The sequence below is a fragment of the Stenotrophomonas sp. GSD10 genome (assembly GCF_056172695.1).
The window spans coordinates 1,868,402-1,894,847 of record NZ_JAOCMC010000002.1 but is presented as its reverse complement, the minus strand read 5'-3'; the positions used below and the strand labels follow the sequence as shown (position 1 = coordinate 1,894,847).

24 protein-coding genes and 3 pseudogenes are annotated in these 26,446 nt (G+C 63.6%); 18 read left to right on the top strand and 9 right to left on the bottom strand.

From position 1 onward, the window contains the following. Positions 1-314: 314 nt before the first annotated feature. Positions 315-842, bottom strand: a complete 528-nt coding sequence (locus N4G47_RS09010) for an MFS transporter (RefSeq protein ID WP_475286567.1) — start codon at positions 840-842, stop codon at positions 315-317. 1,171 nt (positions 843-2,013) lie between these two features. Beyond that, positions 2,014-2,907, bottom strand: coding sequence for a LysR family transcriptional regulator (locus N4G47_RS09005; RefSeq protein WP_475286565.1), 894 nt, complete (start codon positions 2,905-2,907; stop codon positions 2,014-2,016). Between the two features lie 111 nt (positions 2,908-3,018). Here N4G47_RS09005 and N4G47_RS09000 point away from each other — a divergent pair, with 111 nt between their 5' ends. The 5 genes and pseudogenes from N4G47_RS09000 (at position 3,019) to N4G47_RS08980 (ending at position 6,165) form a co-directional block, all read left to right on the top strand. After that, complete coding sequence (locus N4G47_RS09000) at positions 3,019-3,276, top strand: hypothetical protein (protein WP_475286563.1); 258 nt, start codon at positions 3,019-3,021, stop codon at positions 3,274-3,276. Beyond that, a complete protein-coding gene (locus N4G47_RS08995; RefSeq protein ID WP_475286561.1) occupies positions 3,264-4,076 on the top strand; it encodes an alpha/beta hydrolase in 813 nt (270 codons plus the stop codon). The genes N4G47_RS09000 and N4G47_RS08995 overlap by 13 nt, the downstream gene beginning before the upstream one ends. Beyond that, a complete protein-coding gene (locus N4G47_RS08990) occupies positions 4,073-5,284 on the top strand; it encodes an MFS transporter (protein ID WP_475286559.1) in 1,212 nt (403 codons plus the stop codon). The genes N4G47_RS08995 and N4G47_RS08990 overlap by 4 nt, the downstream gene beginning before the upstream one ends. Next, positions 5,281-5,786 (top strand): annotated as a pseudogene (locus N4G47_RS08985) (cyclophilin-like fold protein). The gene N4G47_RS08990 and the pseudogene N4G47_RS08985 overlap by 4 nt, the downstream one beginning before the upstream one ends. Before the next feature lie 145 nt (positions 5,787-5,931). Next, on the top strand, positions 5,932-6,165 hold the full coding sequence (locus N4G47_RS08980) for a hypothetical protein (RefSeq protein WP_475286557.1): 234 nt from the start codon (positions 5,932-5,934) through the stop codon (positions 6,163-6,165). A 16-nt stretch (positions 6,166-6,181) separates the two neighbouring features. On the opposite strand, the gene N4G47_RS08975 is transcribed toward N4G47_RS08980, so the two are convergent. The 3 genes from N4G47_RS08975 to N4G47_RS08965 form a co-directional block, all read right to left on the bottom strand. Further along, the gene (locus tag N4G47_RS08975) at positions 6,182-6,733 is read right to left on the bottom strand and encodes a cysteine hydrolase family protein (protein ID WP_475286555.1); all 552 of its coding nucleotides are present in this window, start codon (positions 6,731-6,733) and stop codon (positions 6,182-6,184) included. A gap of 3 nt (positions 6,734-6,736) precedes the next feature. Beyond that, on the bottom strand, positions 6,737-7,375 hold the full coding sequence (locus N4G47_RS08970; RefSeq protein ID WP_475286553.1) for a DUF6766 family protein: 639 nt from the start codon (positions 7,373-7,375) through the stop codon (positions 6,737-6,739). Between the two features lie 99 nt (positions 7,376-7,474). Beyond that, positions 7,475-7,663: a hypothetical protein gene (locus N4G47_RS08965; protein ID WP_475286551.1), complete on the bottom strand. Its 189-nt coding sequence runs from the start codon at positions 7,661-7,663 to the stop codon at positions 7,475-7,477. Between the two features lie 150 nt (positions 7,664-7,813). On the opposite strand from N4G47_RS08965, the pseudogene N4G47_RS08960 reads away from it, so the two are divergent. The 7 genes and pseudogenes from N4G47_RS08960 to N4G47_RS08930 all read left to right on the top strand — a co-directional run bounded on the left by N4G47_RS08960 (position 7,814) and on the right by N4G47_RS08930 (position 13,107). Then, a pseudogene (locus N4G47_RS08960) lies at positions 7,814-8,976 on the top strand (zinc-dependent alcohol dehydrogenase). Positions 8,977-9,001: 25 nt separating this feature from the next. Then, positions 9,002-9,493, top strand: a complete 492-nt coding sequence (locus N4G47_RS08955) for a hypothetical protein (protein WP_475286549.1) — start codon at positions 9,002-9,004, stop codon at positions 9,491-9,493. Positions 9,494-9,595: 102 nt separating this feature from the next. Then, complete coding sequence (locus N4G47_RS08950) at positions 9,596-10,537, top strand: acyl-CoA dehydrogenase (protein WP_475286547.1); 942 nt, start codon at positions 9,596-9,598, stop codon at positions 10,535-10,537. Continuing rightward, a complete protein-coding gene (locus tag N4G47_RS08945) occupies positions 10,525-11,283 on the top strand; it encodes a PIG-L deacetylase family protein (RefSeq protein ID WP_475286545.1) in 759 nt (252 codons plus the stop codon). Before N4G47_RS08950 ends, N4G47_RS08945 begins: the two co-directional genes overlap by 13 nt. After that, positions 11,280-11,867 carry a class I SAM-dependent DNA methyltransferase gene (locus N4G47_RS08940; protein WP_475286543.1) on the top strand — a complete coding sequence of 196 codons (588 nt, stop codon included), beginning with the start codon at positions 11,280-11,282 and terminating at the stop codon, positions 11,865-11,867. The genes N4G47_RS08945 and N4G47_RS08940 overlap by 4 nt, the downstream gene beginning before the upstream one ends. Beyond that, entirely contained in the window at positions 11,864-12,556 is a 693-nt protein-coding gene (locus tag N4G47_RS08935) for a glycosyltransferase family 2 protein (protein ID WP_475286541.1), read from the top strand. Before N4G47_RS08940 ends, N4G47_RS08935 begins: the two co-directional genes overlap by 4 nt. Positions 12,557-12,678: 122 nt before the next feature. Next, positions 12,679-13,107 (top strand): BLUF domain-containing protein, encoded by a 429-nt coding sequence (locus tag N4G47_RS08930; protein WP_475286539.1) that lies wholly within the window; start codon positions 12,679-12,681, stop codon positions 13,105-13,107. Between the two features lie 84 nt (positions 13,108-13,191). On the opposite strand, the gene N4G47_RS08925 is transcribed toward N4G47_RS08930, so the two are convergent. Both N4G47_RS08925 and N4G47_RS08920 read right to left on the bottom strand, forming a co-directional pair. Next, entirely contained in the window at positions 13,192-13,584 is a 393-nt protein-coding gene (locus N4G47_RS08925) for a response regulator (protein ID WP_475286537.1), read from the bottom strand. A 320-nt stretch (positions 13,585-13,904) separates the two neighbouring features. Further along, positions 13,905-14,402: a YciE/YciF ferroxidase family protein gene (locus N4G47_RS08920; protein WP_475286535.1), complete on the bottom strand. Its 498-nt coding sequence runs from the start codon at positions 14,400-14,402 to the stop codon at positions 13,905-13,907. Positions 14,403-15,008: 606 nt separating this feature from the next. On the opposite strand from N4G47_RS08920, the gene N4G47_RS08915 reads away from it, so the two are divergent. The 6 genes and pseudogenes from N4G47_RS08915 (at position 15,009) to N4G47_RS08890 (ending at position 20,895) form a co-directional block, all read left to right on the top strand. Beyond that, a complete protein-coding gene (locus N4G47_RS08915) occupies positions 15,009-15,275 on the top strand; it encodes an aldo/keto reductase (RefSeq protein WP_475286533.1) in 267 nt (88 codons plus the stop codon). A 153-nt stretch (positions 15,276-15,428) separates the two neighbouring features. Further along, the gene (gene paoA / locus N4G47_RS08910) at positions 15,429-16,076 is read left to right on the top strand and encodes an aldehyde dehydrogenase iron-sulfur subunit PaoA (RefSeq protein WP_475289917.1); all 648 of its coding nucleotides are present in this window, start codon (positions 15,429-15,431) and stop codon (positions 16,074-16,076) included. Then, entirely contained in the window at positions 16,073-17,023 is a 951-nt protein-coding gene (locus N4G47_RS08905; protein WP_475286531.1) for an FAD binding domain-containing protein, read from the top strand. Before paoA ends, N4G47_RS08905 begins: the two co-directional genes overlap by 4 nt. Continuing rightward, positions 17,023-19,227 carry an aldehyde oxidoreductase molybdenum-binding subunit PaoC gene (gene paoC, locus N4G47_RS08900; protein ID WP_475289916.1) on the top strand — a complete coding sequence of 735 codons (2,205 nt, stop codon included), beginning with the start codon at positions 17,023-17,025 and terminating at the stop codon, positions 19,225-19,227. The genes N4G47_RS08905 and paoC overlap by 1 nt, the downstream gene beginning before the upstream one ends. 8 nt (positions 19,228-19,235) lie before the next feature. Continuing rightward, positions 19,236-20,296 (top strand): annotated as a pseudogene (locus tag N4G47_RS08895) (XdhC family protein). Beyond that, the gene (locus tag N4G47_RS08890) at positions 20,272-20,895 is read left to right on the top strand and encodes a nucleotidyltransferase family protein (protein ID WP_475286529.1); all 624 of its coding nucleotides are present in this window, start codon (positions 20,272-20,274) and stop codon (positions 20,893-20,895) included. The pseudogene N4G47_RS08895 and the gene N4G47_RS08890 overlap by 25 nt, the downstream one beginning before the upstream one ends. A 419-nt stretch (positions 20,896-21,314) precedes the next feature. Here the strand turns inward: N4G47_RS08890 and N4G47_RS08885 are convergent, their stop codons facing one another. Both N4G47_RS08885 and N4G47_RS08880 read right to left on the bottom strand, forming a co-directional pair. Beyond that, positions 21,315-25,034 (bottom strand): SIR2 family protein, encoded by a 3,720-nt coding sequence (locus tag N4G47_RS08885; protein WP_475286527.1) that lies wholly within the window; start codon positions 25,032-25,034, stop codon positions 21,315-21,317. A 265-nt stretch (positions 25,035-25,299) separates the two neighbouring features. Beyond that, positions 25,300-26,379: a site-specific integrase gene (locus tag N4G47_RS08880; RefSeq protein WP_475286525.1), complete on the bottom strand. Its 1,080-nt coding sequence runs from the start codon at positions 26,377-26,379 to the stop codon at positions 25,300-25,302. Positions 26,380-26,446: the final 67 nt, after the last annotated feature.

Sequence of the window (26,446 nt, the reverse complement as noted above, 5' to 3'; positions counted from 1 at the left end):
TGTCTGGGTGCTTGCCCTGGCTTTGGTCGTAGCTGCCTGCAACAGATCGCAGGATCGATGGACCGCGTTTGTCTATCCGCCGGGCGCAACGACGCAGGATGTTCGCCATGCCGCCCTTGGTGACTACGACACTTTCGAACACTGTAAAGCGGCTGCGATAGCCGCTTTGCGTGACCACACTCCTGCAGCCAGCCCTTCGTCAGCGGGATCCTACGAATGCGGCCTGTCATGCCGTTACGACAGCGACGTAGATATGTATGTCTGCAACGAAACCCGCGACTAGGCCCCACCTGACTGGGTAAAGACTATCTACGTCAACCCGGCCAACGCGTATGGAGGTGGTCAATGACGAAGTGGTGGCGATGCTTGCCTTCAGCGTCACGGTGCTCCAGAACGTGTGGATCATCCTCCGCGAGGTTCTCGTGCTCATGTGTAATCTCATCGGGGTCATGTGCCGGCCATCTGCGCCAGGCCGCTATGAATCCCAGCACCGCCAGAACAGCCAGCGCTGCAAGCGCAACGTTCAATCCATAGCGTGCTCCAACCCAGCCAGCCAGCGGATAAGCGATCAGCCAGCACACGTGTGACAGAGAAGACTGGACTGCGAAGAGGAACGGCAAGTCAGCGGACTCAGCTGACCGGCGCAGCAGGCGGCCGCCGGGTGTCACCAGGCCCGCATATGCCATGCCCAACAGAGCCCACATCGGCAGAATCGTGCCCCATCCGAGCCGACCAGCGAGAACAACCCACTCGCCAATCAGAGCGACAAGTGTCAGGACCATTGCAAGCGCCGCGGACAGCATCACCACACGGTCCGAGACGCGATCCAGGACCTTCGGCACCGAAAACAGGCGCGAGCAAGCGCGTTGTCCGCTTCTTAGGGCCTACTGCATTCCGCGCCAATCTGCTCTGTGAGAACTGCTAAGGATTGCTGGAATGCGGCCGCAAATGGCTGGCTGCCGTCTCTCTCGTGGCTTTGAGCGATCAAGGGGAGCAATCTGGTCCACGTGTCGAGCAGAAGCCTTGGATCTTGGTGTGTTAGAAACGAAAGCCGCAGAGCATACTCCATTGCCTTGAGGTAGCCGCGGTGCATCTCAAGTGCGGTCTCGCAAGCATTGAGGCGATCAAGAATTTGTGTGATCTCAGAGGTCATGGCAGTCTGGACAGGAGGGGAGGGGAAGGCGATAGTCTGCAAACGTCTAGACGAGCCCGCCATGAGCATCCTCAATGTTCTGCTCACTCGTGACCACCTTGTCGTCGCAGCGGATACCCTGGCAGAGGATGCTCTCACAGGGGCACATTCCGCGGGGCAAAGCTGCTGCTGATCCCTCAGCACAACGTGGTGCTTGCTACGCGTGGGTCTACGCAATTCTTCCTCCGCATCTACGAGCTGGCACTGCAGGCCAGCTTCCGCGCAGATTTCACAATAGAAAAGCTATCTGCCGAGCTAGGGCTGGTGGTGGACCAACTGTGGCCGAACTTTGAGAAAGCGGTAGCCGAAGCGGGATTGCCGATCGAGCAGCTCGGGACTGAGTTGGTGCTTGGTGGATGGTCGCCGAAGAACGGCCGGATGATGGCCACGGCGTATGCCAAGAGTGACAGCCGGCGCCCGTGCGTTGTCCAGCCGATCGGGGGCAGCTGGCGTCGCCGGGCGAACCGCTCCAGGCCGTGCCCCCTAGCATGGCCCAGACGGATCTGCTGGCCCATGCGCGTCTCCAGGTCAGCTACCTCAATGAGCAATTGGGCCGGAAAGTAGCAGGAGGTCGACTGCTGGTTGGGTTCCTGCAGAAGGGGCAAGCCGTGCTCAAGGATCTAGGAGAGATCTAGGTCGCGGGAGTCAAATACGCTAGGGGCTGAAATCGAAGTTTAGGTCTGGCCTTAAGGCAGAAGGCCAAAGTAGGCCAAGGTCGCCCGTGGATTAGGGATGTTTATCGGGGAAGGGCTGGTGACCATTTCCAGCCCATACAGGACACTTAAGGGGAATTAGGACTATTGCCCGCATCGTCCTCCACATCACACATCCACCTTCAACCACGCAACCAGTGCAGCAAATGCCGGCGACGGCTGCCGACGGTTCGGGTAGTAGAGGTGGTATCCGGGGAAGGGGACGCACCACCTGTCCAGCACGGCCACCAGCCTGCCGTGCGCGATGTGCTCGGCCACCAGTGGTTCCGGCACGTAGGCCAGGCCCAGACCATCCAATGCGGCATTGATGACGTGGATCATGCTGTTGAAGACCAACGGTCCGTCGCCGCGCACCGTGAATTCCTTGCCCTTTTCTTCAAACTCCCAGGCGTATATCGCTCCATTCGGGCGATGCCGGATGTGCACGCAGCGGTGTCGGGTGATGTCGGCAGGCTTCCTGGGCCTGGGATGCTTCTGGAAGTAGTCGGGAGACCCCACCACCACCAGGCGCCAATCCGGACCGACCCGGACAGCGATCATGTCCTTGCTCAGCGCCTCTCCGAGCCGGATGCCCGCATCAAAACGCTGCTCCACCACATTGGTGAAGCCGTAGTCCACGTAGAACTCAAGCGTGATGTCCGGGTACTCGGCCAGGAACCCGGCCAGCCGCGGGCGGATGACGGTCTCCATGGAATCGTCGGTGCAGGAGATCCGCAGCGTTCCAGCGGGCCGGTCGCGCAGGTCCCCCAGCGCCTCCACGCTGGCCCCGATGGCTTCGAAATGCGGCGCGATCGAGCGCATCAGTCGCTCGCCCGCCTCGGTAGGCGATACGTTGCGCGTGGTGCGGGCCAGCAGGCGGATGCCCAGGCGTTCTTCCAGCAATCGCATCGAATGGCTCAGCGCAGAGGGCGTAACCCCTAGGCGAACGGCGGCCTTGGTGAAGCTCTGCTCCTGGGCCACGACCAAGAAGGCCTGCAGGTCATTGGTCTTCACGGTACTCATCGGTCAATTGTGAGCTCAACTCAGCAATGCATCAACTTTAAGGCGGCTTATCGCAGTAGCGGGGCAGGCCTATCGTGGCGACCTGAGCTCCCACGCCGAGGCCGCACTCATATGAAACCCACCACATTCCTGCTGGCGTTGCTTGCCAGCCAGATCCTTCCGATTTCCGCTTCTGCCGCTGACGTGCGGTCGGCGGCCCGACCCGCTGGGGCGGACAATTTCTACCGCAGCCCCACCATTACCGGGGAGCGCGTGACCTTCCTCAACCAGTACCAGATGGAAGTGGTGGGCACGCTGTACCGCCCCCAGGGTCTGACGGGCAGCAGGCGAGCCCCTGCGCTGGTGGTGGGGCACCGATGGGAGCGGTAAAAGAGCAGAGCTCCCAGCTCTACGCGCAGAAGCTGGCCGAGCAGGGTTTCGTTACGCTGGCGATCGATCTTTCCTTCTGGGGCGAGAGTGCCGGCGCCCCTCGACATCTGGTGGCGCCGGAAATCTATTCGGACGACATCAGCGCAGCCGTGGATTTCCTGAGCACGCAGTCGTTTGTCGACCCTGACCGCATCGGCGGACTGGGCATCTGTGGCAGCGGCAGCTTTGTGATCAGCGCCGCCAAGATCGACCCACGCATCAAGGCCGTCGCCACGGTCAGCATGTACGACATGGGCGCGGCAGCACGGCAGGGGCTGAACAGTGGCCAATCGCTGGAGCAGCGCAAGGCGGTGATCCAGTCCGCGACAGACCAGCGTCTGGCCGAATTCAAGGGCGGGGCGCCGGTGTTCGTACCTGGCACCGTGAACCATCTCACTGCTGACACGCCCGCCATCCAGCGTGAGTTCTTCGACTTCTACCGCACCCCGCGCGGCGCCTACACGCCAAAGGGTGACAAGGCCGAACTCACAACCCAGCCGCTCTTCAGCAGCCTGGTCAAATTCATGAACTTCTATCCCTTTAACGACATTGAGACGATCTCACCCCGGCCCATGCTGTTCATCTCCGGCGACGCCGCGCATTCCCGCGAGTTCAGCGAAGATGCCTATCGAAGGGCAGGGCGGCCGAAGGAGCTCTACTGGGTGAAGGACGCCGGGCACGTGGATCTTTACGACCGCATCCCGCTGATTCCCTTTGACAAGCTGGCCAAATTCTTCCAGCGCAGCTTGGCCGGGAAATGAGCCGCACCGATGCCATCGCAGATCGCGCCAACTGGGGCGGCGTGCTCGCAATGACGCTGTGCGTCTTCGCGCTGATCGCCTCGGAATTCATGCCGGTGAGCCTGCTCACTCCATTGGCGGCAGATCTGGGCGTGACCGAAGGTCTGGCCGGCTACGGCATTGCGATCTCGGGTGCCTTTGCGGTGCTGACCAGCCTGTCGATCTCCCGGTTGGCGGGCAACGTGAACCGGCGAACGTTGCTGTTGATCCTCACGGCGTTGATGGCGGTGTCGGGCCTGGTGGTAGCGCTGGCCCCGAACTATCCGGTCTACATGACGGGCCGTGCGCTGATCGGCGTGGTGATCGGTGGCTTCTGGTCATTGTCCGCCGCAACGGCGATGCGACTGGTACCGGCGGCCGAGGTCCCGCGAGCCTTGGCGATATTCAATAGTGGCAACGCGCTTGCAACGGTCATTGCGGCGCCACTGGGTAGCTATCTCGGCAGCATGATCGGATGGCGCGGCGCTTTCCTCTGCCTTCTGCCGGTAGCCGCTGTCGCCCTGGCATGGCAGTGGGTTTGTCTGCCGTCCATGGCCGCGGAGGAAGGTCAATCACGCAGCGGGGTGGTCGTGCTGTTCCGGCGACGCGTGGTGGCAATGGGCATGATGGCCTGCGCTGCCTTTTTCATGGGGCAGTTCGCCCTGTTCACCTATGTGCGGCCGTTTCTGGAGCGGGTGACCCATGCGGGATTGGCTGCTGTTCCGTGGGTGCTGCTGGCCATCGGGGTGAGCGGCTTCGTGGGCACACTGGCCATCGGTGCACTCATCAGGCGCGGGCTCTACCGTACATTGGTGACCCTTCCGGCCATGATGGCGCTGATTGCCGTCACCTTGATTCCACTGGGGTCCCATCCTTGGCCGACTGCCGCGCTGCTTTCGGCCTGGGGCCTGCTGGCCACGGCCGCACCGGTCGGCTGGTGGAGCTGGCTGGCACGCACGTTCACCGACAATGCCGAGGCGGGTGGCGGGCTGATGGTCGCGGTGGTGCAATGTTCCATCGCGCTGGGCGCCGCTCTTGGTGGACTGCTGTTCGACAGCCTCGGCTTTGCCAGTACGTTCCTGACCAGTGCGGGTCTACTCGTGCTTGCGGCACTGCTTGCCTACGCCACGGCGGCAGAGGACGTCCACACACCGTCAGCGGCGATTGGCAGGGAGGCTCTGAAGCGATGACGCGCGTTACGTCGATCGCCGCGCAGCTGCTCGTGCTCTTCATTACGTTTGGGGCAGCAGCATGCTCTGCCGCGCCCGATCATCAAGCCATCGCGACCACCAAGGCTGGGGCCAACCAAGAGGTTCATCCCATGAAGATTCAACTGATCATCAACGATCAACGGCTGTCGGCCACCTTGGAAGACAGCCTTCCCGCACGCGAGTTCATCGCCCAGTTGCCACTGACACTGCAGCTGGAGGACTACGCAGAGACCGAGAAGATCGCGCAACTTCCGCGCCGTCTCAACGTGACGGGCGAGCCGGAGGAATCACGCCGTTGCCCGGTGACATCGCCTTCTATGCGCCATGGGGAAATCTGGCGATCTTCCATAGGCCGTTTGCCTACTCGAAAGGCCTGGTCAGACTGGGCCGAGTAGAAGGCGGGTTGCAGCACCTTCGAAAGAAGGGGCCGGTGGAGGTCCGCATCGAGTCTGACTCGCTGCCGGTTGAACCTCTTCGCTGACCGTGAGGCGCCGCAGAATGCCCGGGCCTATACACCCCGAAGTAGAAGGACATCACCCTTCTGCACGCGAGTAATACGGCACGTTCACGACTGCCGACATCCAGGTTCGCGACACTGCAGTCCCTTCCTCGGCACGAGGTGTCACATGGCCACGTGTGATGTTTGCGGCAACAATTACGACAAGAGCTTCACTGTTCAGCAGGGCGGGCGCAGCGGCACTTTCGACTCCTTCGAGTGCGCCATCCATGCGTTCGCCCCGCGCTGCGGCCATTGCGGCTGCATGGTCATCGGGCACGGCATTGAAGGAAGCGGACAGATCTTCTGCTGCGCGCATTGCGCCGGTCATGCCGGCGTAAAGGGCGTAGCCGACCGCGCCTGAGCGGCCTTCAGCACCGTCACGCAGAGACAAGAGAAGACAACCGAACGACCCGGGCTGCGCCAGACCCAGCGAGCAGAGCCGATGCGCGTCGCTTCTGATCAGGGGTGCCTGCCACAGCCTCCAGCGCCAACACGACCTCGTACTCCCGGGCGTTGGCATCCAGGGCGGTGGCCAGTACGCACGATTCGGCCGTCATGCCACTGAGGCAGAGGCGGCGCACCCCCAGCTTGGCAAGCAGAATAGGCAAGGGCGTTGCCAGAAACGCAGAATGCTTGGGCTTGAGCACGAAGTAGTGATCGGGCAGGGGAGAGAGTAGCGTGGCAATGCGCGCGGCGTGGCCTCCCGCTTTCCGGCATTGCTCCACTTGCTGGCGGAAGTCCTTCTTCCAGTCCGAGAAATTGTCATTGGCGTAGATCACGGGCCACCCCCGCTCGTCGAAATGATCCCTAATCCGCAGGATCTGCCTGGCCGCTCTTTCTGCCACCGGCGTCAGCTCGTCTGCGCCTGGAAAATCAAAGCGGCTGAACATGTCGATGATCAACAGGGCGGTCGAAGGATGCGTCGCCATGGCTCAATCTCCTGTCTGGGCATGGGGAGCCTCGACTGGCTTGGACTGCGGTGAATCCTTCTGGCGCAGGAAGATGGTCAGCACCACCAAGGACAGCACCGCCAGAAACTCGCTTTGCCAGTTCTGCATGGATTCGAACCAGAACGTGCTGCTGGCCAGATGCTCCATGAAGCCCGGCGGCGGCTGGCCCTGCAGCTGCTGTTCGGCTTGCTCCGCTCGCCAGCTTCCCAATGCGTGCAGAGTAAAGCTGAGCAGGAACAACAGGCCGAAGGCGATCGCAAGGGAATGGGCGTACAGCGCCCGCCACACACCACCGCGCCTCACAGGCCAGGGCGTGGGTCCTGGTTCAATACGATTCTGCTCCTGATCCGGGTCCAAGGGCCGCGATTCAGCCGACCCGCGCTGGCGCAGGCTGACCGTCAGGAGAACGTACATTCCCATCTGCAGGAATTCGCTCTCCCAGTTCTCGAAGGTAGCGCTGACAAAGTGCCCAGTAGCCAGGTAGTGCCAAAGGTCGATGGGAGCCTGTCCGTGCTGGACCAGATCCTGATTGTGCACGTGGTGCCCCGCCACCGCCTGCCCGATGATGAATGCGACCGTGAGTGTGAGCAGCACCAGCGAGAGACCATTACGTTTCCACATGCAGCACCCCGTCCAGATCGTTGCAGCGGGCGGTATGCAGCCTGCTCGGATGGCCGACAAATGCTCGTGAATCCGGCGCGACCAGCGTGTGAGGCGGGCTCAACGCTTACCCGTTGGATCGGGATCGAGGCGCTCGTAGTCCTCTGGCACGGCCTTGGGTCCATCGCCGTCGTCGGGCATGTCGTGTTCCTTCCACCTGGCCCGATCATTGCGCCGCTTGTCCGGCGTGTGCGCCTTCGATTGATCGTCCACGTCCGTCGTCGGGTTGAAAGGCAGCTTGTCGTTCATGGGAAAAACTCCTGCGGCAGGAAACAGAACCCTGCGCCGTCCCGGGTTAACGCGATGACGTCGCAGAATGAACACCGCGCACACCGGGATGTCACTGAAGAGGGATGGCGGCATTGCGATGCTGGAGTTCCGATTCCCTGGAGAAGCACGATGCAGGCATTGACCTATCACGGCCGCAAGGATGTGCGCGTCGAGACCGTGCCGGATCCGGTGCTGGCGGCAGATGACGATCTGATCCTGCGCGTTACCGCCACCGCCATCTGCGGCTCTGACCTGCACCTGTACAGGGGCAAGATTCCCGACCTGCACAACGGCGATGTGCTGGGACACGAATTCATGGGCGTGGTGGAAGAGGTGGGCAGCGGCGTGACCCAGGTGAAGCCGGGTGATCGTGTGGTGATCCCCTTCGTGATCGCCTGTGGCGAGTGCTTCCACTGTCGGCTGGCCGAATATGCCGCCTGCGAGACGACCAACCCGGGCAGGGGGCCGCGCTGAATCAAAAGGGCCTTCTGCCTCCGGCCGCACTGTTCGGATACAGCCATCTGTATGGCGGCGTCGCCGGCGGACAGGCCGAGTACGTGCGAGTGCCCAAGGCGAATGTGGGCCCCCTGCGCATCCCGGAAGGTGTGGCCGACGAGCAGGTGCTGTTCCTGTCGGACATTCTGCCCACGGGCTATCAGGCGGCCCTGAACGCTGGAGTCAAGCCGGGCTCGACGGTAGCCATCTTCGGTGCCGGTCCGGTGGGACTGATGAGCGCGGCCTGCTGCCGCCTGCTGGGGGCCGAGGCCATCTTCATGGTGGATCATCTTTCCTATCGGCTGGACTACGCGCGCCGCACCTATGGCGTGACGCCAATCGACTTCAGGGAAACCGAGGATCCGGCCGATTACATCGTGACCCAGACCGGTGGACGCGGCGTGGACGCCTGCATCGAGGCCGTCGGGTTCGAGGCCGAGGGCAGTGCCCTGGAGTCCGCCCTGACCGCTGTGAAACTGGAGGGCAGCAGCGGCGTGGCGATCCGGCAATGCATCGCGGCCACCCGCCGCGGCGGCGTAGTCAGCATTCCGGGTGTCTATGCTGGTTTCATCCACGGGTTCCTGCTGGGCGATGCGTTCGACAAGGGGCTGACATTCAAGATGGGCCAGACCCACGTGCAGGGCCTGATGCCAGAATTGCTCGACGCAATCATGGAAGGAAAGCTGGATCCGGGGGACATCATCTCGCACCGGATGCGCTTGGCCGACGCAGCGCAAGGCTATGCGATGTTCGATGCCAAGGATGACGACTGCCGTAAGATCGTATTGACACCGTGAGCACGCCGTCGTGAGCGCGACAGTCATGGCAGCTGCCTACGCGCTCTGGCTGGCTGCGGGCGCGTTGGACTTCCATTTTCACCGGCGGACCGACCTGCCGCATACGTCCGCGATACGCGAGAGTCTGCTGCATGGGCTACAGCTGTTGCTGATCGGCAGCGGCGTGCTGGCGTGGCTGCTGTTGGAAAACACGTTGTCGCTCATCACGTTTCTGGCACTTCTGGTCATCGCGCACGCGGTCGCCGGATATTTCGATACCGTCAGCGCGGACGGCTGCCGACGCATCAGTCCAGCGGAGCAGCACGTACACAGCGTGCTCGACGCTGCGCCCTGGGTTCTGCTGGCATGGGTGGGTTGGCACACGCAGCCGCGTTGGTCGCTGACATCAGCGCCTGCAGCGCCGGAGGTGTGGTGGTTCGTCCTGCTGCCGGCGCTATGCCTGGTGGTACTGCCGTGGCTGTGGGAGCTGCAGCAGTGCCTGCGTGTCAGGCAGCAACGACGTGGCATGAGTGCGTGAGGAACGCTGCGCCGGGAATTCATGTGCCCGCCACGTTGGCAAGACAGTGATGTGACCGCCTGTCGCCTACGTTCATGTCGTATCTCTTTCAAAGACACACTCATGCAGGATGTGATGTCGCCCACTCCGCTGGTCAACCGCGCTCGCCAAGTGCTGATCGAGCGGCCGCAGCTGCCTTTGCCCGGGGCCGGTCGCACACTGCAACGGTGGCAGGCGCTGGCGGCGCTGGGAGCCGAAGATCTGTGCCTGGCCAAGATGCTTGAGGCGCACTATGACGCGCAGGCGATCATTGCCGAGTTGAACGCGGCTGCCCCTGCCGAAGGCCATCTGCTGGCAGTGTGGGCCGCGGAGGGGCCGGCCAGTACCGTTCGCATCGACGCCGAGGGCAGGTTGCGCGGGGACAAGCCCTGGTGCTCCGGCAGCTGCTGGGTGGACGCGGCATTGGTAACGGTTCGCGACGCGCAGGGGGTATGGCTGTGCCAGGTCGAAACGGCGAACTGGAGCACGCTTTCCGATGAGCCATGGTCTGCCGTTGGCATGGCCGGGATTCCATCCACCACGGTGCGCTTTGACGCTGCGCCGATGGTGCTCCTGGGGACGCGTGATGACTATCTGCAGCGACCCGGGTTCTGGCATGGCGGTGCCGGCATTGCGGCAGTCTGGTTTGGTGCCTCCGTGGCACTGACCGAGCGCATGCGCTCGACCTGCACCGAGGGAAGCCGAGCGCGGCTGCTGGGCGAAGCGGACTTGGCCCTGGCCCCCGCTGCGTCGCTGCTTCGTGAGCTGGCAGCGCGCATCGACGCCCGTCCCGGGTCGGCGCACCGCGAGGACGTGGTGCAGGTGCGCAGTGTGGTTGAGCGTGCGGCCACGCGCGTACTGGATCTGGCAGGTCGAGCGCTGGGCCCGGCGCCCCTGTGCATGGAAGCGGCGCACGCCCGTCGCTGCGCTGATCTGACAGTCTTCCTGCGGCAGAGTCATGCCGACCGCGATTGGGAGTGGCTGGGCGAGCAGCGTGCAGCACAGGAGGCGACATGGGCGCTGTAGCCGGCACACCGCTGCAGGGGCAGGGAACACAGGAGCAGGCCTGGCTGCGCTGCCATTGGCTCTGGCAGCAACCCACAGTATCCGCAGCTGCCTTGTGTGCCGATCACGACCGCCTGGTGGTCGTCGCTCCCCACCCGGATGACGAGATCCTTGGCTGTGGTGGGTTGCTCCGGCACGCAGCGGGGCAGGGCATGGCGGTGAGCGTCGTTGCCGTGACCGATGGTGAAGCCTGCTATCCAGGCGAATCCTGGTGGACGCCAGAACGGCTGCGATCAACGCGCCGCGCCGAGCTTGCCGCGGCGCTGGACGAAATCGGCATCCAGGTCGACTCGGCGTTTTATCTCGGCATCGCCGACGGCGGCGTAAGCGAACACGAGCAGGGCTTGGAAGACTGGCTACAACAGCATCTGCAACCGCACGATCTGGTGCTCGCACCCTGGCGGTTCGACGGGCATCCCGACCATGAAGCTGCAGGGCGTGCGGCCTGCCGCGCCGCGCGCGCAGTGGGGTGCCGCCGGCTGGAGTACCCGGTCTGGGGCTGGCACTGGCTGGATCCGGCCTGCGCACATATGGCATGGGAGCTACCCAAGCTTATCGACATTTCAGACGTGGCGGCCACCAAGCAGAAGGCGATCGCGCACTTCCGCACGCAGACCGGGCAGGTGCCGAGGCTGGACAGCCCGCCGGTGCTGCCCGCTCATGTTCTGACCCGCTTTTTCCGAAACTACGAGGTATTCCTGGCATGAGCGCGCAACCGTACTTCGATGAACTGCATGAGCAGGAGGATCCCTTTGGCTACCGCAGCCGGTGGTATGAAGAGCGCAAGCGTGCGCTGCTGCTGGCAAGCCTGAGCCAGCGCCAGTTCAGTCGTGGATGGGAGCTGGGGTGTTCCAACGGCGTACTGACCGAGGCGCTGGCCGCCCGTTGCGAGCGCTTGCTGGCGACGGATATCAGCCCGCGTGCTGCGTTCCGGGCCCGCCGCAACCTGGCGCACCTGCCGCATGTGCAGGTTCACTGCGCGAGCCATCCCGAGCAGTGGCCACCGGGTCGCTTCGACCTGATCGTCTGCGGGGAAATGGGCTACTACCTGGGCACCGGAGCATTGCGCGAACTGCGCGCCGGTATCGATGAAGCACTTCGTGATGACGGCCTGTTGGTGGCCTGCCATTGGTTGCCCCCGTTCCCGGGACGCGCGTGCCGAACCGATGTCGTGCATCGCTGTCTGGGCGAAGGGTTGCAGGAAGCCTTCCTCTACCGTGATGCAGACTTCGTACTGCAGGGCTGGACGCGGCGTGCGCTCTCGTTGGCGCGGAACGAGGGCTTGCGGTGATAGGCGTCCTGATCCCTGCCCACAACGAGGCGGGCAGCATGCAGCGGTGCCTGCAGTCGATCCGCCGGGCGGCGCTGCATCCCGGACTGGACGGCGAGGCGGTGGAGGTGGTGGTTGCGCTGGACCATTGTTCGGACGCCACGGAATCCATCTGCCGCCGCCTGCGTGTGTATACCGTGCAGCTGCAGGCGCGCTGCGTGGGTGCCGCCCGCGCTGCGGCCGCCACGGAACTGCTGGCACGGGGTGCGAGATGGCTGGCGAGCACGGACGCCGACAGCGAGGTTCCGCCTGAATGGCTGGTTGCACAGGTAGACCGGCGATGTGACGCCTTCTGTGGACTGGTGGATATAGCAGTGACCTGCAGGGCCGAAAAGCGCCTGCGTAACGCGTTTCGCGCCCGGCAGCGATGGGGCGACGATCATGGACGCATCCATGGCGCGAATCTCGGTGTTTCTGCCAAGGCCTATCTGGCGGCGGGTGGCTTCGCTTCCCTGCGCTGCGGAGAGGACGTTCAGCTTGTGAAGGTGCTGCAGAATCGCGGCGCTGAAGTGAGATGGTACGGCGCGCCTGTCGTCATCACCAGTGCGCGTCTGGTGGGGCGCGCTGCGGGAGGATTTTCCGACTATCTGGCTGGAATGGGCCGAGCGCGCTCGGTTACCGCTGGGGCGTGTGCGAACGTGACGGCGTGATGATCAATCACGATACAGCCCCCGGTACCTGGCCCAAAGTGTGACCGGTTCACATTGGTTGTACACGCTCCAGCAACGGCGCCGGCCTTAGATTAGGCGGCCGGGAGAGTAGGAGTGCAGCCATGCCGAACAGAGCGATTGTCTATGTGAGTGAAGCTGCCAGCGCGGTCACGCCAGCGCGCCTGACCCAGCTCATGGAGGATGCCGCCCGTTTCAATCGCAGCGCCGGTGTAACCGGAGTTCTGTTGTTCGACAGGTGTCGATTCCTTCAATACATGGAAGGGCCTGCCGATGGCCTGGAAGTGGCCTTCTCCCGCGTCAGTGGTGCCAGCAGCCACGCCAACCTCATAGAACTCGCTCGCGGCCGCGTCGGGCAGCGGCGGTTGCCGTTCTGGCCCATGCGCTGCCTCTCAGTTGCAGAAGATGAGCTGCGAATGATTGCCCTTGCTGACTGGACCAGTTTCATCCAGCGGGCGGCAACCGATCAGACCGGTGCAACCGCCATGGAAAAGCTGCTTTTGCTGGTTGAGCCCTACGCCAAAGCTGCCTGAGGCGTCCGTCAGCAGCACGATTGCCGGCCACATCAGCAGATGGGCTGGAAGGCAGACGCAGCCCGGTGTAAGGGCGCGGCAGAATCAGTGATTAATGGCAGGTGCGCAGAGGTTTCCTGCTACACGCTGCACCGCCTCCTGCAACCGAGCAATGTGGAATGGTTTGGCCACGAAGGTGGCGCGGCGATGACGCAGTGGCACCAGCTGGTCGTACACCGCAGAGACGAACAGATAGGGAATGCCCAGTTCGGCCAAGCGGTCGGCAACCGGAAATACCACGCCGTCACGAAGCTCTACGTCCAGGACTGCGACATCGAAGGTCTGCGTCTCGAGCAGTCCTATCGCATCAAACACACTGTAGGCGTGCGTCACCTGGCCGCCTCCATGTTCCAGCGCCTGTTCCATTAGGGCTGCCAGGTCGAGCTGGTCTTCCACCAGCAGCAGATTGCATCCGCGCTGGCTCATTCTGGATTGCATGCGTGCATGCGTGCATGCCTTTAATGCCTTGGGACCGGTATTTTGTGCTGTGCTGCATCAACGCTGTGAGTGCGCGCTGTCAGTCTTGTGCGAAGCCCTTTGGATGTATCGCCAATGCTTTCGCCATGGTCCGGAGGCGCTGACGTTGAGATGTAACACCCCGCCACACACTTTGGCGACCGCCATCCACAGCAATGAGCCTATCCGCAGGCTCACCAAAGGGAGGCATTCCAGTTGGGCAAGCTATTCTGACCAATCGATCCGTGCTGGGTGGGTCATGAAGCTGCCTTCCCTGGCGGCCGGGTAGTACATGGGAGAGGTCAGGCAGCCTGCGCCGCTTTGGCGTTGCCGCCGCCCTTGGCCAGCAAGGTCAGCTTCTCATCGGTCGCCTTTTCTTCCTCCAGGGTCTCCAGCAACAGCGGCAGGGCGTCCTTGTAGCCCAGCTGTTTCGCCAGCGCTGCAATGGTGCCGTAGGACGCGATCTCGTAATGCTCGACCTTCTGCGCGCCACCGATCAGGGCAGCGTCACGCACGGCGCCCTTGTCGATGCTGTCGATCACCTCTTTCCCTTCCTCCACCAGACCCTCCATCGCCGCGCACTTGATGCGCTTCAAGCGAATGCCAAGGTTCTCGACCACCTGGTCGATGCGTTCGATCTGGCCTTGGGTTTCTTCGAGATGGGTCTCGAACGCTGCAGCCAGTTCCGGGCTCTCCGCAGCGCGGGCCAAGCGTGGAAGCGCCTTGGTCAACTGCTTCTCCGCGCTGTAGATGTCCGACAGTTCGTGGATGAATAGGTCTTCCGCCGTCTTGATAGCCATACGAAACTCCGCAATGAGTGAGCCGACAGGCTATGCGAAGATCGGTTGCCATCAGGCAGCGCACGGGTGACGGCGGCATGGGAACGCTGGCCGGATTCGTGCGCACGATCTTCACGGATGCGGATGCCGTCCAGTGATGGCGTCCACGGAAACAGGGTGGCGAGGTAAATGTTGTAATGCATAGGGCCACGTACGTCGTCCTGCTTACAGGCTCCACACAAGAACCGGCCGTGGTCGCGCCCTGCAGAGCCGAGCCAGGCTCGGCTAATCCGCCACACATCGTGGCCCATCAGGCGGATGGCCCGGGCTGGATGACGGCCATAAAGAGCACGAGCGTTCGCGCAATCGTTGCCTTCGAACCTGGCAGCAGCTTCGTGTTTGCAAAGGGCGATGCGCCCGCGCCGCCCCCTCTGTGGTTTCGCCCGAGCGGTTCAAGGCGCAGCCCCGCATTCCGATTCTGGTGATATATGGCGACAACATTCCCGACAAGCCCGTTGACCTGCCCGCGTAGGACAGCTGGCGGGCGCGGCTGGAAATGGCCCGTCACTGGCGCGATGCCGTCAATCGGCAGGGTGGGGATGTCACCCTGGGTCACGCCGGGCCAATATGGCCTTGGTCGACGTGGTGAAAGCGGTGGCTGCAGCGAAGAAGGCTACGCACGCGCAGGTCGCTCTGGCGCGGCTGCTTGCCCAGCGGCCGTGGATCTCGCCGATTCCGGGCACGACCAAACTTCAGCGGCTGCATGAGAACCTGGGGGCAGTGGATCTGGTGCTGGACCAAGCCGACCTTGTGCGTATCGCTGAAGAAGTGCAGCAGATCAACGTCAGCGGCGCACGGTTGCCAGAGGCTGCGTTGAAGATGACTGGAAAGTAGCCCGGCCCACCATGCCGGCGTGCCTCCAACCCGCTTCACAAATCTGTACCCCGCAGATGGGCATAGTGGCCCTTCGGTAGTGTGAGCGCGTCCATCCAGCCACGGGGTTTCCCCGAACGCCAGGAGGTCTCTGTGCCAAGTTGTGATGAAGGAATGAAGTTGACGCGTCGCCAGGTGATCGCCGGCGGCGCCACGACCATGGCGATGTCCGCCGCACCGGGGGCGTCATCGCTCGCCGCCGAACTGGCGGCGTCCCCACCGCCCAGGCCGCCGGTCATCAGCACGGTGGCGTTGACCGTCAACGGCAAGCGGCGGGAACTTGAACTCGACACCCGGACTACGCTGCTCGATGCCCTGCGCGAACATCTGAAGCTGACCGGGACCAAGAAGGGCTGCGACCACGGTCAATGCGGTGCCTGTACCGTGCTGGTCAACGGTGAGCGCATCAATGCCTGCCTCAGCCTGGCAGTGCAGCACCAGGGCGATGCCATCACTACCATCGAAGGCCTCGGAACCCCTGATGACCTGCATCCGATGCAGGCCGCCTTCATCAAGCATGACGGCTACCAGTGCGGCTACTGCACGCCGGGGCAGATCTGTTCGGCGGTGGCGGTACTGGACGAGATCAAGCGGGGTGTCCCCAGCCATGTGCAGGCGGACGTCAGCGCACGGCCCCGGGCCACCAACATGGAAATGCGCGAACGCATGAGCGGCAACCTCTGCCGCTGCGGGGCCTATTCCAACATTGCCGAGGCGATGGAAGAGGTCGCTGGCGTGACCTCTGCAGGGAGGCGCACATGAGGGCCTTCAGTTACGAACGCGCGAAATCCCCGGCCGAGGCCGCCAAGGCCGTCGCCGGCACCGAGGGCGCGAAGTTCCTGGCGGGAGGAACCAACCTCCTCGACCTGATGAAGCTGGAGGTCGAGACGCCCACGCACCTGGTCGACGTGCAGGACATCGGCCTGGACAGTATCGAACCCACCGACGACGGCGGCCTGCGTATCGGCACGCTGGTCAGCAATACCGCGCTGGCCTCGCATGAGCGCGTGCGCCGCGACTACGCAGTGTTGACCCGCGCGATCGTGGCAGGCGCGTCCGGGCAGCTGCGCAACAAGGCCACCACCGGCGGCAACCTGCTGCAGCGCACCCGCTGCCCGTACTTCTACGACCTCCATCTACCGTGCAACAAGCGCCTGCCCGGATCAGGCTGCGGCGCGCTCGAAGGGTTCTCCCGGCAGATGGGCGTGATCGGCACCTCGGACAGCTGCATCGCGACCTATCCGGGCGACATGGCGGTGGCCCTGCGCGTGCTGGACGCTTCGGTCCAGACCGTCAAGGGTGACGGCAGCACGCGCAGCATCCCGATTGCCGATTTCCATCGTTCCCCGGGCGACAAGCCACAGCAGGACAATGTGCTGCAGCGCGGTGAGCTGATCACCCACGTCACGCTGCCGGAACCGCTAGGCGGCCGGCACGTGTACCACAAGGTACGTGATCGCGCGTCCTATGCGTTCGCATTGGTGTCGGTCGCCGCGGTCGTGCAGCGAGACGGCTCGGCGCGGTTCGCCTTCGGTGGAGTTGCGCCGAAGCCGTGGCGCATCGAGGCAGCCGAACCCCTGCTGCGCGACGGCGTAAAGGCCGCGGCCCGGCAGGTGTTCGCCGGCGCCCGTCCGACGCGGGAGAACGCGTTCAAGATCGCTCTTGCCGAGCGCACCCTCGCAGCGGTGCTGGTGGAAGGAGAGCGCTGATGCCCCTTGAATTCAATGCCCCCGCCGGCGACAACCTGTTCGACAAGGCCAAGGTCGTCGGCAAGTCGACGCCGCGCATCGACGGTCCACGCAAGACCACCGGCACCGCCCCCTATGCCTACGAGCGCCATGACGTGGCGCCGAGCCAGGCCTACGGCTACATCGTCGGCGCGGGCATCGGCAAGGGGCGCATCATTTCGATGGATGCCTCCCGCGCACGTGCCGCGCCCGGCGTACTGGCGGTCATCACCGCACCGGAAACCAAGCCGGTCGGCAAATCGAACTGGAACAATGCACCGTTGTTCGGCGGAGCCGAGGTGGCCCACTACCATCAGGCCATCGCCTGCGTGGTGGCAGAGACATTCGAGCAGGCCCGCGCCGCCGCGGCGCTGATCCGCACCCGCTACGAGCGCGGCAAGGGCCGCTTCGATTTTCCTGCCCTGGCGCCGTCCGCGCCGCTGGCAAAGGGACGCGACGGCAAGCCCGACCGGCAGTCGCTGGGCGATTTCGACATCGCCTACGCGAGCGCCGCGGTCAAGCTGGACGAGACGTACCACACCTCCGACGAAAGTCATTCGATGATGGAGCCGCACGCCACCATCGCCGCGTGGGAGGGCGACACGCTCACGCTGTGGACGGCGAACCAGATGATCGACTGGGCCAGGCAGGGCATGGCGGCGATCCTCGGTATCGATCCTGCAAAGGTGCGCGTGGACTCGCCCTATATCGGCGGCGGCTTTGGCGGCAAGCTGTTCATCCGTGCCGACGCGGTGCTGGCCGCGTTGGCGGCCAAGCAGGTCGGGCGGCCGGTGAAGATCGCGCTGCAACGCCCGTTGATGCCCAACAACACCACGCACCGGCACGCCACCCTCCAGCGCGTGCGGATCGGCTGCGGAAAGGATGGCCGGATCTCCGCCATCGCCCATGAGAACTGGTCGGGCAACATCAACGGCGAGGATGGCGAAAACGGCACCCTGCAGACGCCCAAGCTCTATGCAGGCGCCAACCGCCTGGTGGCCAACTACATCGCCACGCTCGACATGCCCGAAGGCAATGCGATGCGCGCACCGGGCGAAGCACCGGGCCACATGGCGCTGGAAGTGGCGATGGACGAAATGGCCGAGAAGCTGGGCCTCGACCCGATCGCGTTCCGCATCCTCAACGAGCCCGAGGTCGTACCCGGCGATCCGTCCAAGAAGTTCTCCGACCGCAACCTGGTGCGCTGCCTGCGCGAAGGCGCGGAGCGCTTCAACTGGAACAAGCGCAACGCCAGGCCGGCGCAGGTCAGGGAAGGGCACTGGCTGGTCGGCATGGGCGTCTCCGCGGGCTATCGCGGCGCACCGACGATGAAGTCGGCGGCGCGGGTACGGCTTGACGGCCAGGGCGGAGTGATTGTCGAGACCGACATGACCGACATCGGCACCGGCTCCTACACAATCATCGCGCAGACGGCAGCCGAGACCATGGGCGTGCCGCTGGAGCGGGTCCAGGTGACCCTCGGTGACTCCCGTCATCCCGCCTCCGCCGGTTCCGGTGGCCAGTGGGGCGCGGCAAGCTCCACCGCAGGCGTGTACGCGGCTTGCGTCAGCCTGCGCCGAAAGGTGGGCGAGAAACTGGGCTTCGACGGCGACACCGCAAACTTCGCCAATGGCCGCATCCAGGTGGGTGGGCGGACCATCAAGCTGGCGGAGGCGGGGACACTGTCGGCGGAGGACGGCATTGCCTTCGGCGACTTCAAACAAGGCTACGACGTCGGCACCTATGCAGGGCATTTCTGCGAGGTCGCCGTGCATACCTACACTGGAGAGACGCGCATTCGACGCATGCTTGCCGTATGCGATGGCGGCCGGATCCTCAATCCGCTGTCTGCACGCAGCCAGGTCATCGGCGGGATGGTGATGGGTGCGGGCGCGACCCTGATGGAGGAGCTGGTGGTCGACAAACGGCTTGGCTTGTTCATCAACCATGACCTGGCCGGCTACGAGGTTCCCGTGCACGCCGACATTCCGTACCAGGAAGTGGTCTTCCTCGACACGCTGGATCCGGTGATCTCGCCGATGAAGGCCAAGGGCGTGGGTGAACTGGGCATCTGCGGGGTTGGCGCCGCGATCGCCAATGCGGTCTACAACGCAACCGGCGTGCGCGTGCGCAACTATCCCATTACCCTGGACAAGCTGTTGCCCGGCTTGCCCGACGTAGGCTGAGGTTGCGCATGGACCGACCCGTAGCCTCACCCGCGCTGGAGGCTTCAGCGGTAGGCGGAGGGGAACCCGGCGATCTTGCCGGGGACCTGTCCCCAGCGCCGGGCTTCCTCACCGAAGGCAGCCCGCGCGGCGTGCTCGAGACGGCCTTGACGCGCGTGCGCGCGGGGAGCACGCCGTGCTCGCGCTGGTGCTGGAAACCGATGGCTCCACTTACGCCGGTGCCGGCGACATGGTGCTGTTCTGCAACGGCAGCCAGGTCGGCTGGCTCAGCGGCGGATGCCTGGAGCCCGAGCTCGCGCGACGCGCGGAGCTGGTGAGCGTGGCAGGGCAGGTCGACTGGATCGAGATCGACACCCGCAGTGACGACGACCTCTTGAGTGGGTCCGCGCTCGGGTGCCGCGGCCGGCTGCGGATTGCGCTCCTGCCATTGCGTGCCATGGCCGGCATCGACGTTGTCATCGAGGCATGGCTGCGCGAGGGTGTGCCACTACAGCGCGAGCTTCGCGCATCGGGGCAGATCGTTTTCCGCGCGGGCCGTCACGAGCGGGCGTGGCAGCTGCATCCGATGGACGGGGCGCAGTCCTTTGGCGAGGGCGCATGGCATTTGCCGTTGCCCCGGCTTCCTAGGGCCCTGATCCTGGGTGGCGGTCCCGAAACGCCATTCCTGGTTCCGTTGCTGCGGGGCCTTGGGTGGCGGGTCAGCGTGGCCGAACGGCGAGCGCGCTGGGCCTCAGCCGGGCAGGGCGCGGATGCGCATCTTCAGGCCAGCCCGGCCGAGGCCCTTCATGGCGACCGTTGCGATGCGGCACTGGTGATGCATCACGATTTCGAACTGGACCGGGAGGCGCTGGTGGCCCTGGCCGATACCGAGGTTGGCTTCATTGGACTTCTGGGGCCCCGGCGAAGGCGTGAGGACTTGTTCAAGCTGCTGACACCGGATCAGCGCCACCGCCTTTCCCCGAGACTTCGATCACCGGTCGGCCTGAACATCGGCGGCCGAGGGCCAGAGGCGATTTCGCTCAGCATCGCCGCGCAGCTGCAGCAATGGCGAAGCGCGCACGGCAGGTGACTGACGCGCATGCGGTCGTCGTGCTTGCTGCCGGCGGGAGCACCCGGCTTGGCCAGCCCAAGCAGCTTCTAACCCGGCAGGGCGAGACGCTAGTGCATCGCGTAGTGCGGTTGGCACTGGAGCTCGCGCCAGCGCAGATGCTGGTCGTGGTGGGCGCGAACTCACAGGCAGTGACATCCAGCATTGCCGGGCTGGAGGCCACCCCGGTAACCAACCACCACTGGGAACGCGGCCTGGCGAGCAGTCTGCAGGTTGCCGGCGCACACCTGCTGCCCACGGTGAGCGCGGTGATGGTCGTGGCATGCGACCAGCCCGCAATCGAGCGCTCCCATCTGCAGACGCTGCTTTCGGGTGCCCGCGCCACGGCGTCAGCGTGCGCGGGCTCTCTTCACGGAAATGCGCTTGGCGTTCCCGCGGTAGTGCCGCGCGCCTGGTTCACCCCCGTGGTTGCAGCCGGTGACCGCGGCTTCGGAGCGCGCCTGCGGCAACTTCCTGCCGACACGGTGCATGTCCTACAGGCACCGGAATTGAGCCTGGACATCGACACGCCAGAAGATCTTGCGCGTGCGCGCGATGCGGGCTGGATCGATACTGAGTGAGTCGCACGCTCACCTGCCGGGCGCCCGCGAATGGCGTGCGCCGCGAAGCAAATGGCCGCCAATACGTGGACCCCGATTCCGATATAGGTCGTGCGTGCCACCTCGTCCTTGTGAGTGGGTGAGGGGTGGGGCGCCAATGAGGGGCACCAAACGGTCGTGATTCGTCACGTTAATCGAATTGAATCCTTTGGGGCGATGCGTCGCATGTTGCTATATGACAGGTTTGCCTCGATGGAGGAGGACGCGCGGGGCCTAGCCGATGCAGTCGCGACAAGGAGAATTTATCGGGGGTAGGGAAGCGCGGCTGTCGACCCGAAACGGACATTCCGTTATAGAAGCGCAACGGCCGAGTTCCCCAGCCACCCCCATCGAGGGGTACCAGTCAACGAACGGCATTGCTGCGAGCAGGCACTTCCTAATTAATCGCCACGGCGCTGACGAATGTCCTGATACGTACTGTTGAGCAGGGTCGACCCGGAATTCGCGTAGACCATGCAGACCTGTTCAGCCAGATCCACTTCGCCGTTGACCGCCATGTTCGCCACAGTCGCTTTAATGTCCTCGGGGTCGTACTGCGGCAAAAAGCCGGCGAGGGCTGCGAGAAACACCCTTCCGCTCGCACCTGAGTCCGTGGCGGAAACATCGGCAAGCGCCGCGACGAGCGTGGATCCATGGTGCGAGACGTCGGCGTACGGTGCCGCCTGAATCCAGGCCGCTTCGATTTCAGGTGTCAGAACAGCGATGTGCACCGCGAGAAGGGACAGATGCGAGAGCTGCTTCTGGCTGCTCATCTCGTGCCCCGAGAGAAGGCGCGACGCTTCTAGCCATAGCACCATCACCCTCTGACGCTGGGTGTCGTCGAGTCCGCCGCGCAGGGTCCAAAGGAACCACGCCAGCTTGGCATAGTCATCGACCCGACGGCCCCGCAACAGTTCGCCGATCAAGCTGACGCGCGCTTCGCTCAATGTCTCGGTACCGTGGAGGTAAGCAAGTGCGACGAACTGAATGGCCTTATCGGTAACGGTATCTGGTAGTCCGTCCCGGGCGAGCATGCGTGCAAGGTGGCCGCCGTCCTTCAGTGCTGTGTACAGCCAGTCGTATAGGGTGCGCTGATAGGCGAACCCTTGTGCGGCGCACGCCCACGCGGCCTGACTCTCCTGGGAGAAGATGCGGTTGAAGTTGCGTTCAACCCAATCCTCTGCCAAATACCTCATGTTCGGCAGGTATACCCCTAGGTGCGCGGCGAAGTCGGCATTGTTGCCGGCCTCGCTCAGGTCCAGCTCCTCGTCGAAGAACTCCCGCAAGTCTTCCCACGTAGGGCTGGCAGACAGGCCCTTGTCGTGCAGCGCACGAGCATGCAGGAGGAGTCGGATGATGGATTCCAAGGCGCGACCTCGCGGTCGGTTGATGGCATTGGAGACTGCGTCGGCCCCGGCTTCGGCCGGTGCAGGTGGATAAACCCGGGCGATGCCGATAAGGATCGCCGACGCGGGGCCGAGCAAGTCCTGCGGAATGGCCCGCTCTTCCTCGGAAATACCGGCTTGAATAAGGTCTGCGACTTCTCGAGCAACCCCGTGGTGGGTGGGTTCGTTGAAGACCGTCGCGTCTTCCCGCACCCCGTCGATGAACTGCGCGCTGAGCACAATCTCATGCGCGAAATGCAGGACTTTCACCCAATCGACAGACGTCTTGTCTTCGACCCAGCGACCGCGAATCCCGCTTAGCACAGCCTGCTGGTAGGCAGGATGGGCTTCGATGAAGTCGGCCAGCGAATCCATGTAGCCTGATTCACTTTGGCGGACCGCTTGGGCCAGTGCATCGGCCAAGCCCCTCCGGCTTGGGGCGTTCCATGCATTAGAGGGTTCAAAGTCACGCAGGTAGGCGCTAAGCACCTCGGGAGACATATGCAACAACTCAACTGGTGAGGCTGGACTCTGTTCGCCTACCCAACCGGCGTCGATGCTGTAGACGAGCAGGTCTGGGTGCTCACCAGGACGCCCATTGACCTCCACCAAGCGGGCGAAGCGCCCATCGAGCTCCGCGTCGTTCATCCCCACTACCGCGCTGAGCAAGTCCCGCTGCCTGGCCAGGTTACGGGCGGTCCCGCCCTCCGTGGGGCCCCGCAGCGCATCGAGCAGTGCCACCAGTCGCGCGCGCTCCTCAGTACTGAACTTCGGAAAACCCTTGCGAAGAAACCAGTAGATCTCGTGCCAGTAGTTCGAGTTTGCTACCCATTCGTTCGTAAGTCTCGGCCACACGAGCTCACCTGCCGTCTCGTAACGCTCACCGCCAACGTAGATGCCAATTCGCCTAATAACCGGATACTCCGAATCTAGGAGGGATGTGACTACCTCGCGTCCAGACACCGGGCTCTCGTCCAAGATCGCGACAGCGGCATCACGGACGGCGCTGATCAGAACATCGCGAAGTTCGTCCCTATGCCGATCCTGAGGGTGATCTTCAATGGCCGCCCGCCAGATATGGGAGTGCGCCGAATCCAGGTCGGATGCATCGTTGTTGCGAAGTGCGTCTATCAAAACGGTGACCGCGTCCGATCCACACCGTCGGCCAAGAAGCGATGCGTTGTGATCGAAAATCTGCTTGGCGTGATAGCTGTCCAGGACCGCGCGCGTGCCCTGGCCGCCCGCAGGCTTCCGCATCAAAGTAAGCGCACTCGTCAGCGACAAGGCCACCTCTGCCGAGGTGCCTTCGGCGTCTTCAAGTAGGCGCGGCAGCAGAACCTGCCCCAGCACTACTGCAATCACGTCAACCGAGAACGCCCCCTCCAGCCATCCACGCGCGATATCGATATGCTCGAGGGTGATCAGCGACGTCGGCAGCTTTGATAGCGTCCGGGCTAGCGTCCAGTTTGTCGTCCAGTTGTCGATAGTGCGCTTCTTAGCATCGTCGGAGATCCTGACGATTAGCTCCAGGATAGTCGCGGCGTCCTGTAGAGTTGCCTCCTCCGCGATCTTCTCCAAGTAGCCCACAGCCGGCCATCGCGGCGCGCTGTACAGCGTCTGTCCGTCCACAGAGGTTTCAACGATCGGCGCCAGATTATGCATCGGATCGAAGTAGCCGGCGGATCGCAGCTCCTCGAACCATACCGAACTACTGAGGTGGGAGAGAAGGTAAGGCACGAGCTGCGGCTTACCGGTCACAAGCCGAATTGCCGACGCCCGCTCCGTACCGCTTTGCTCGTTCTCGATGCACCGGTCTAGGAATTGCTGGAGCTCCATCGTGGTGGCGTCACGCACGTCCAACTGCGACTGCCAAGAACGAAGGACATTCACGAGCTCGCCCCATCCCTCAATGTCGATCTTGTACTTGAGGACGCCGATGTTGCACTCGCGCTGAAAGAACCGCTCGATGAAGCCGCTTTGAACTTCCTCGCTGGAGCGATAGCCGTACAGGACGTGGTGTCGGGGCGACGTCACGGCGCTGTCGCCGTCGAGCTTTGCGAAGCGAATTACGTACTCCAGGATCTCCATTTCGGCGAGCCCGTATCCGACAAACAGCACCGTTTTGTTGGCGAACATTTCGCGCAGAAACGCTTGAACATACGGACTACTGTAATGGGAGATGTAGTCGCGCAGGGATACCACCATAGAGCCGGGGTCGAGGCAGCTTCCGTGCAGGTGAATGACGGAGTCTCTGTCGAACAGCAGGTCGCCGGCAAGCTTGTCACGCCCGTAGATGGGCTTGTACTTGGTGACCCCTGAACTGTCGTTCGATCCAGTTGACAGAGTGGATGGCGGGGCGATGTCGAACCAGCGATCGTAGTTCGTCGTGACAAAGACCGGGCGCAAGGAGCGCAGCAGCCTATACGCCTCGAGGCCAGTTTCCATGCCTGCGGACGGATGCAAGATGGAATCAAAGTTGACGTCGTGCCTGGCTTCGCGTGCAAGGTCCAATGCGATCGAGAGACGGCGTCGAGGGTCTGAGATGCTCCGGAGCTGTTCGCAGTCGAGGAAACTCAAGTTTGCTGGCTGGCGGACTTGATCGATTACGGCGTTCGCGAAGCCATCCCAGCTCGGGCTCCCGCACAGAACCGACACACCAGCACCGACGAATACGACAAGCTCTCCGTGGCGCGCTGCCTCCCGCACCGTACTGGGAACAATATAGGCGGTGTCCATCTCGTCCCTGAGGCCATGGCTGATGCGCCAAATCTTACGCCTGGCATCCCCCAGTATCCACAAGATGCCAAGCCAACAAGCCAGCTCGCCACTGATGCGAAGCACGACCGCAGAGGCGGACGATTGCCCCACTTGGTTCCTTCCGTTCGTTTCCCGGGCGACGCATCACTCGGCACTTTGCGTCCGTAGACGCTTGCCGTCAAAGCTGCAGAATGAGTCGCAGATTTCGACACCGGGCGAGATAGCCGTTGCTCAAGAGCTTTCACTATTTCAGCAGGCGCGCGGCAGGATTGTCCTCAGCTGCGCCTGCTTGGAAGTATCCGATGACACTCGCAACTGATCGGTGTTCGGTCATCGCCATCACGGCTGGCAGCGGCATCCCTTGCCTCCCTGCTTCCGTGACAAACCCCGAGCGCAGGCTGTGCGCTCCAAAATCTCCTGCCAAGCCCGCCAAGCGAGCCCGGCGCTTCACGATGGCAGCCACTGACCCGGGGAGCAGGGCAGGGCCGACCCGCCCCTTCCAGACCCGCCGGAAAATCGCCCCTTCATGGACCCCCGCCGCCTCCAGCCAGGCGGTAAGCGCGTCGGCGCTGCGTCCCAGGATCGGCTTGTCTGGGCTCGAGTCCGCTGTCACCCCGGCCTGTTGGCTCTTCGAGTACTCCAGCCGATAGATGTAGCTGTCCTCGCCGACCTTGCGCAGATCGCGCATGTCCGCGGCCGCGATCTCGCTGCGCCGGCGTCCGCCACTGGCAAAGCCGAAGCAGAGCAGGGCACGGTCACGCAGGCCTTCCAGCGAGTCGTCGCAGGTGGCCAGCATGGCTTCGAGCTCAGCTCGGGCAACCGCGGTTTTCTTGGCCGGCCGCTCGCCACGCTTTACCGCCGCCCTCCGGGCCCGGCTCAGCAGCGTGCGGACACTGGGTAGCTCGCACGGATTGGCCATCCGCTTGAGCTTGTGCGCGGTGGACAGCACTGCCACACGCTGGACCACGGTCGACAGCTTCAGCGGCCCGAGCTTGGCCTTAAGGCCGGCGGCGACCAGAGCTTGGTTGATAGCTGGCGGCAGCTCGCTGACCAGGCCGGTGTTGTTCTTGCGCTGGATGTGGTCGACCAGGAACTGGATCACCACGGCCTCGCTCACCGGCAACGCTAGCTCAACGCCATAGCGGGCCTGGTGCCAGCCAGCCCAGTAACGCAGGGCGGTGGCGTAGCTGCGGGTGGTGTTGGCCGCGGCCGCCTCGGCGAGCAGTTCACGCACAGCGTCGGCCGCCTGCTGGGCCAATTGCTCGGGGAGCACCAGGTTCGTGGCCGTCGCTGCCACGACAGGCAATGTGCGATTTCGCTTCATAATATGTAATGTATGTTATGAAACAGGGGACCTACTAGCGATAATCATCACTTATCGCGAGTACGTT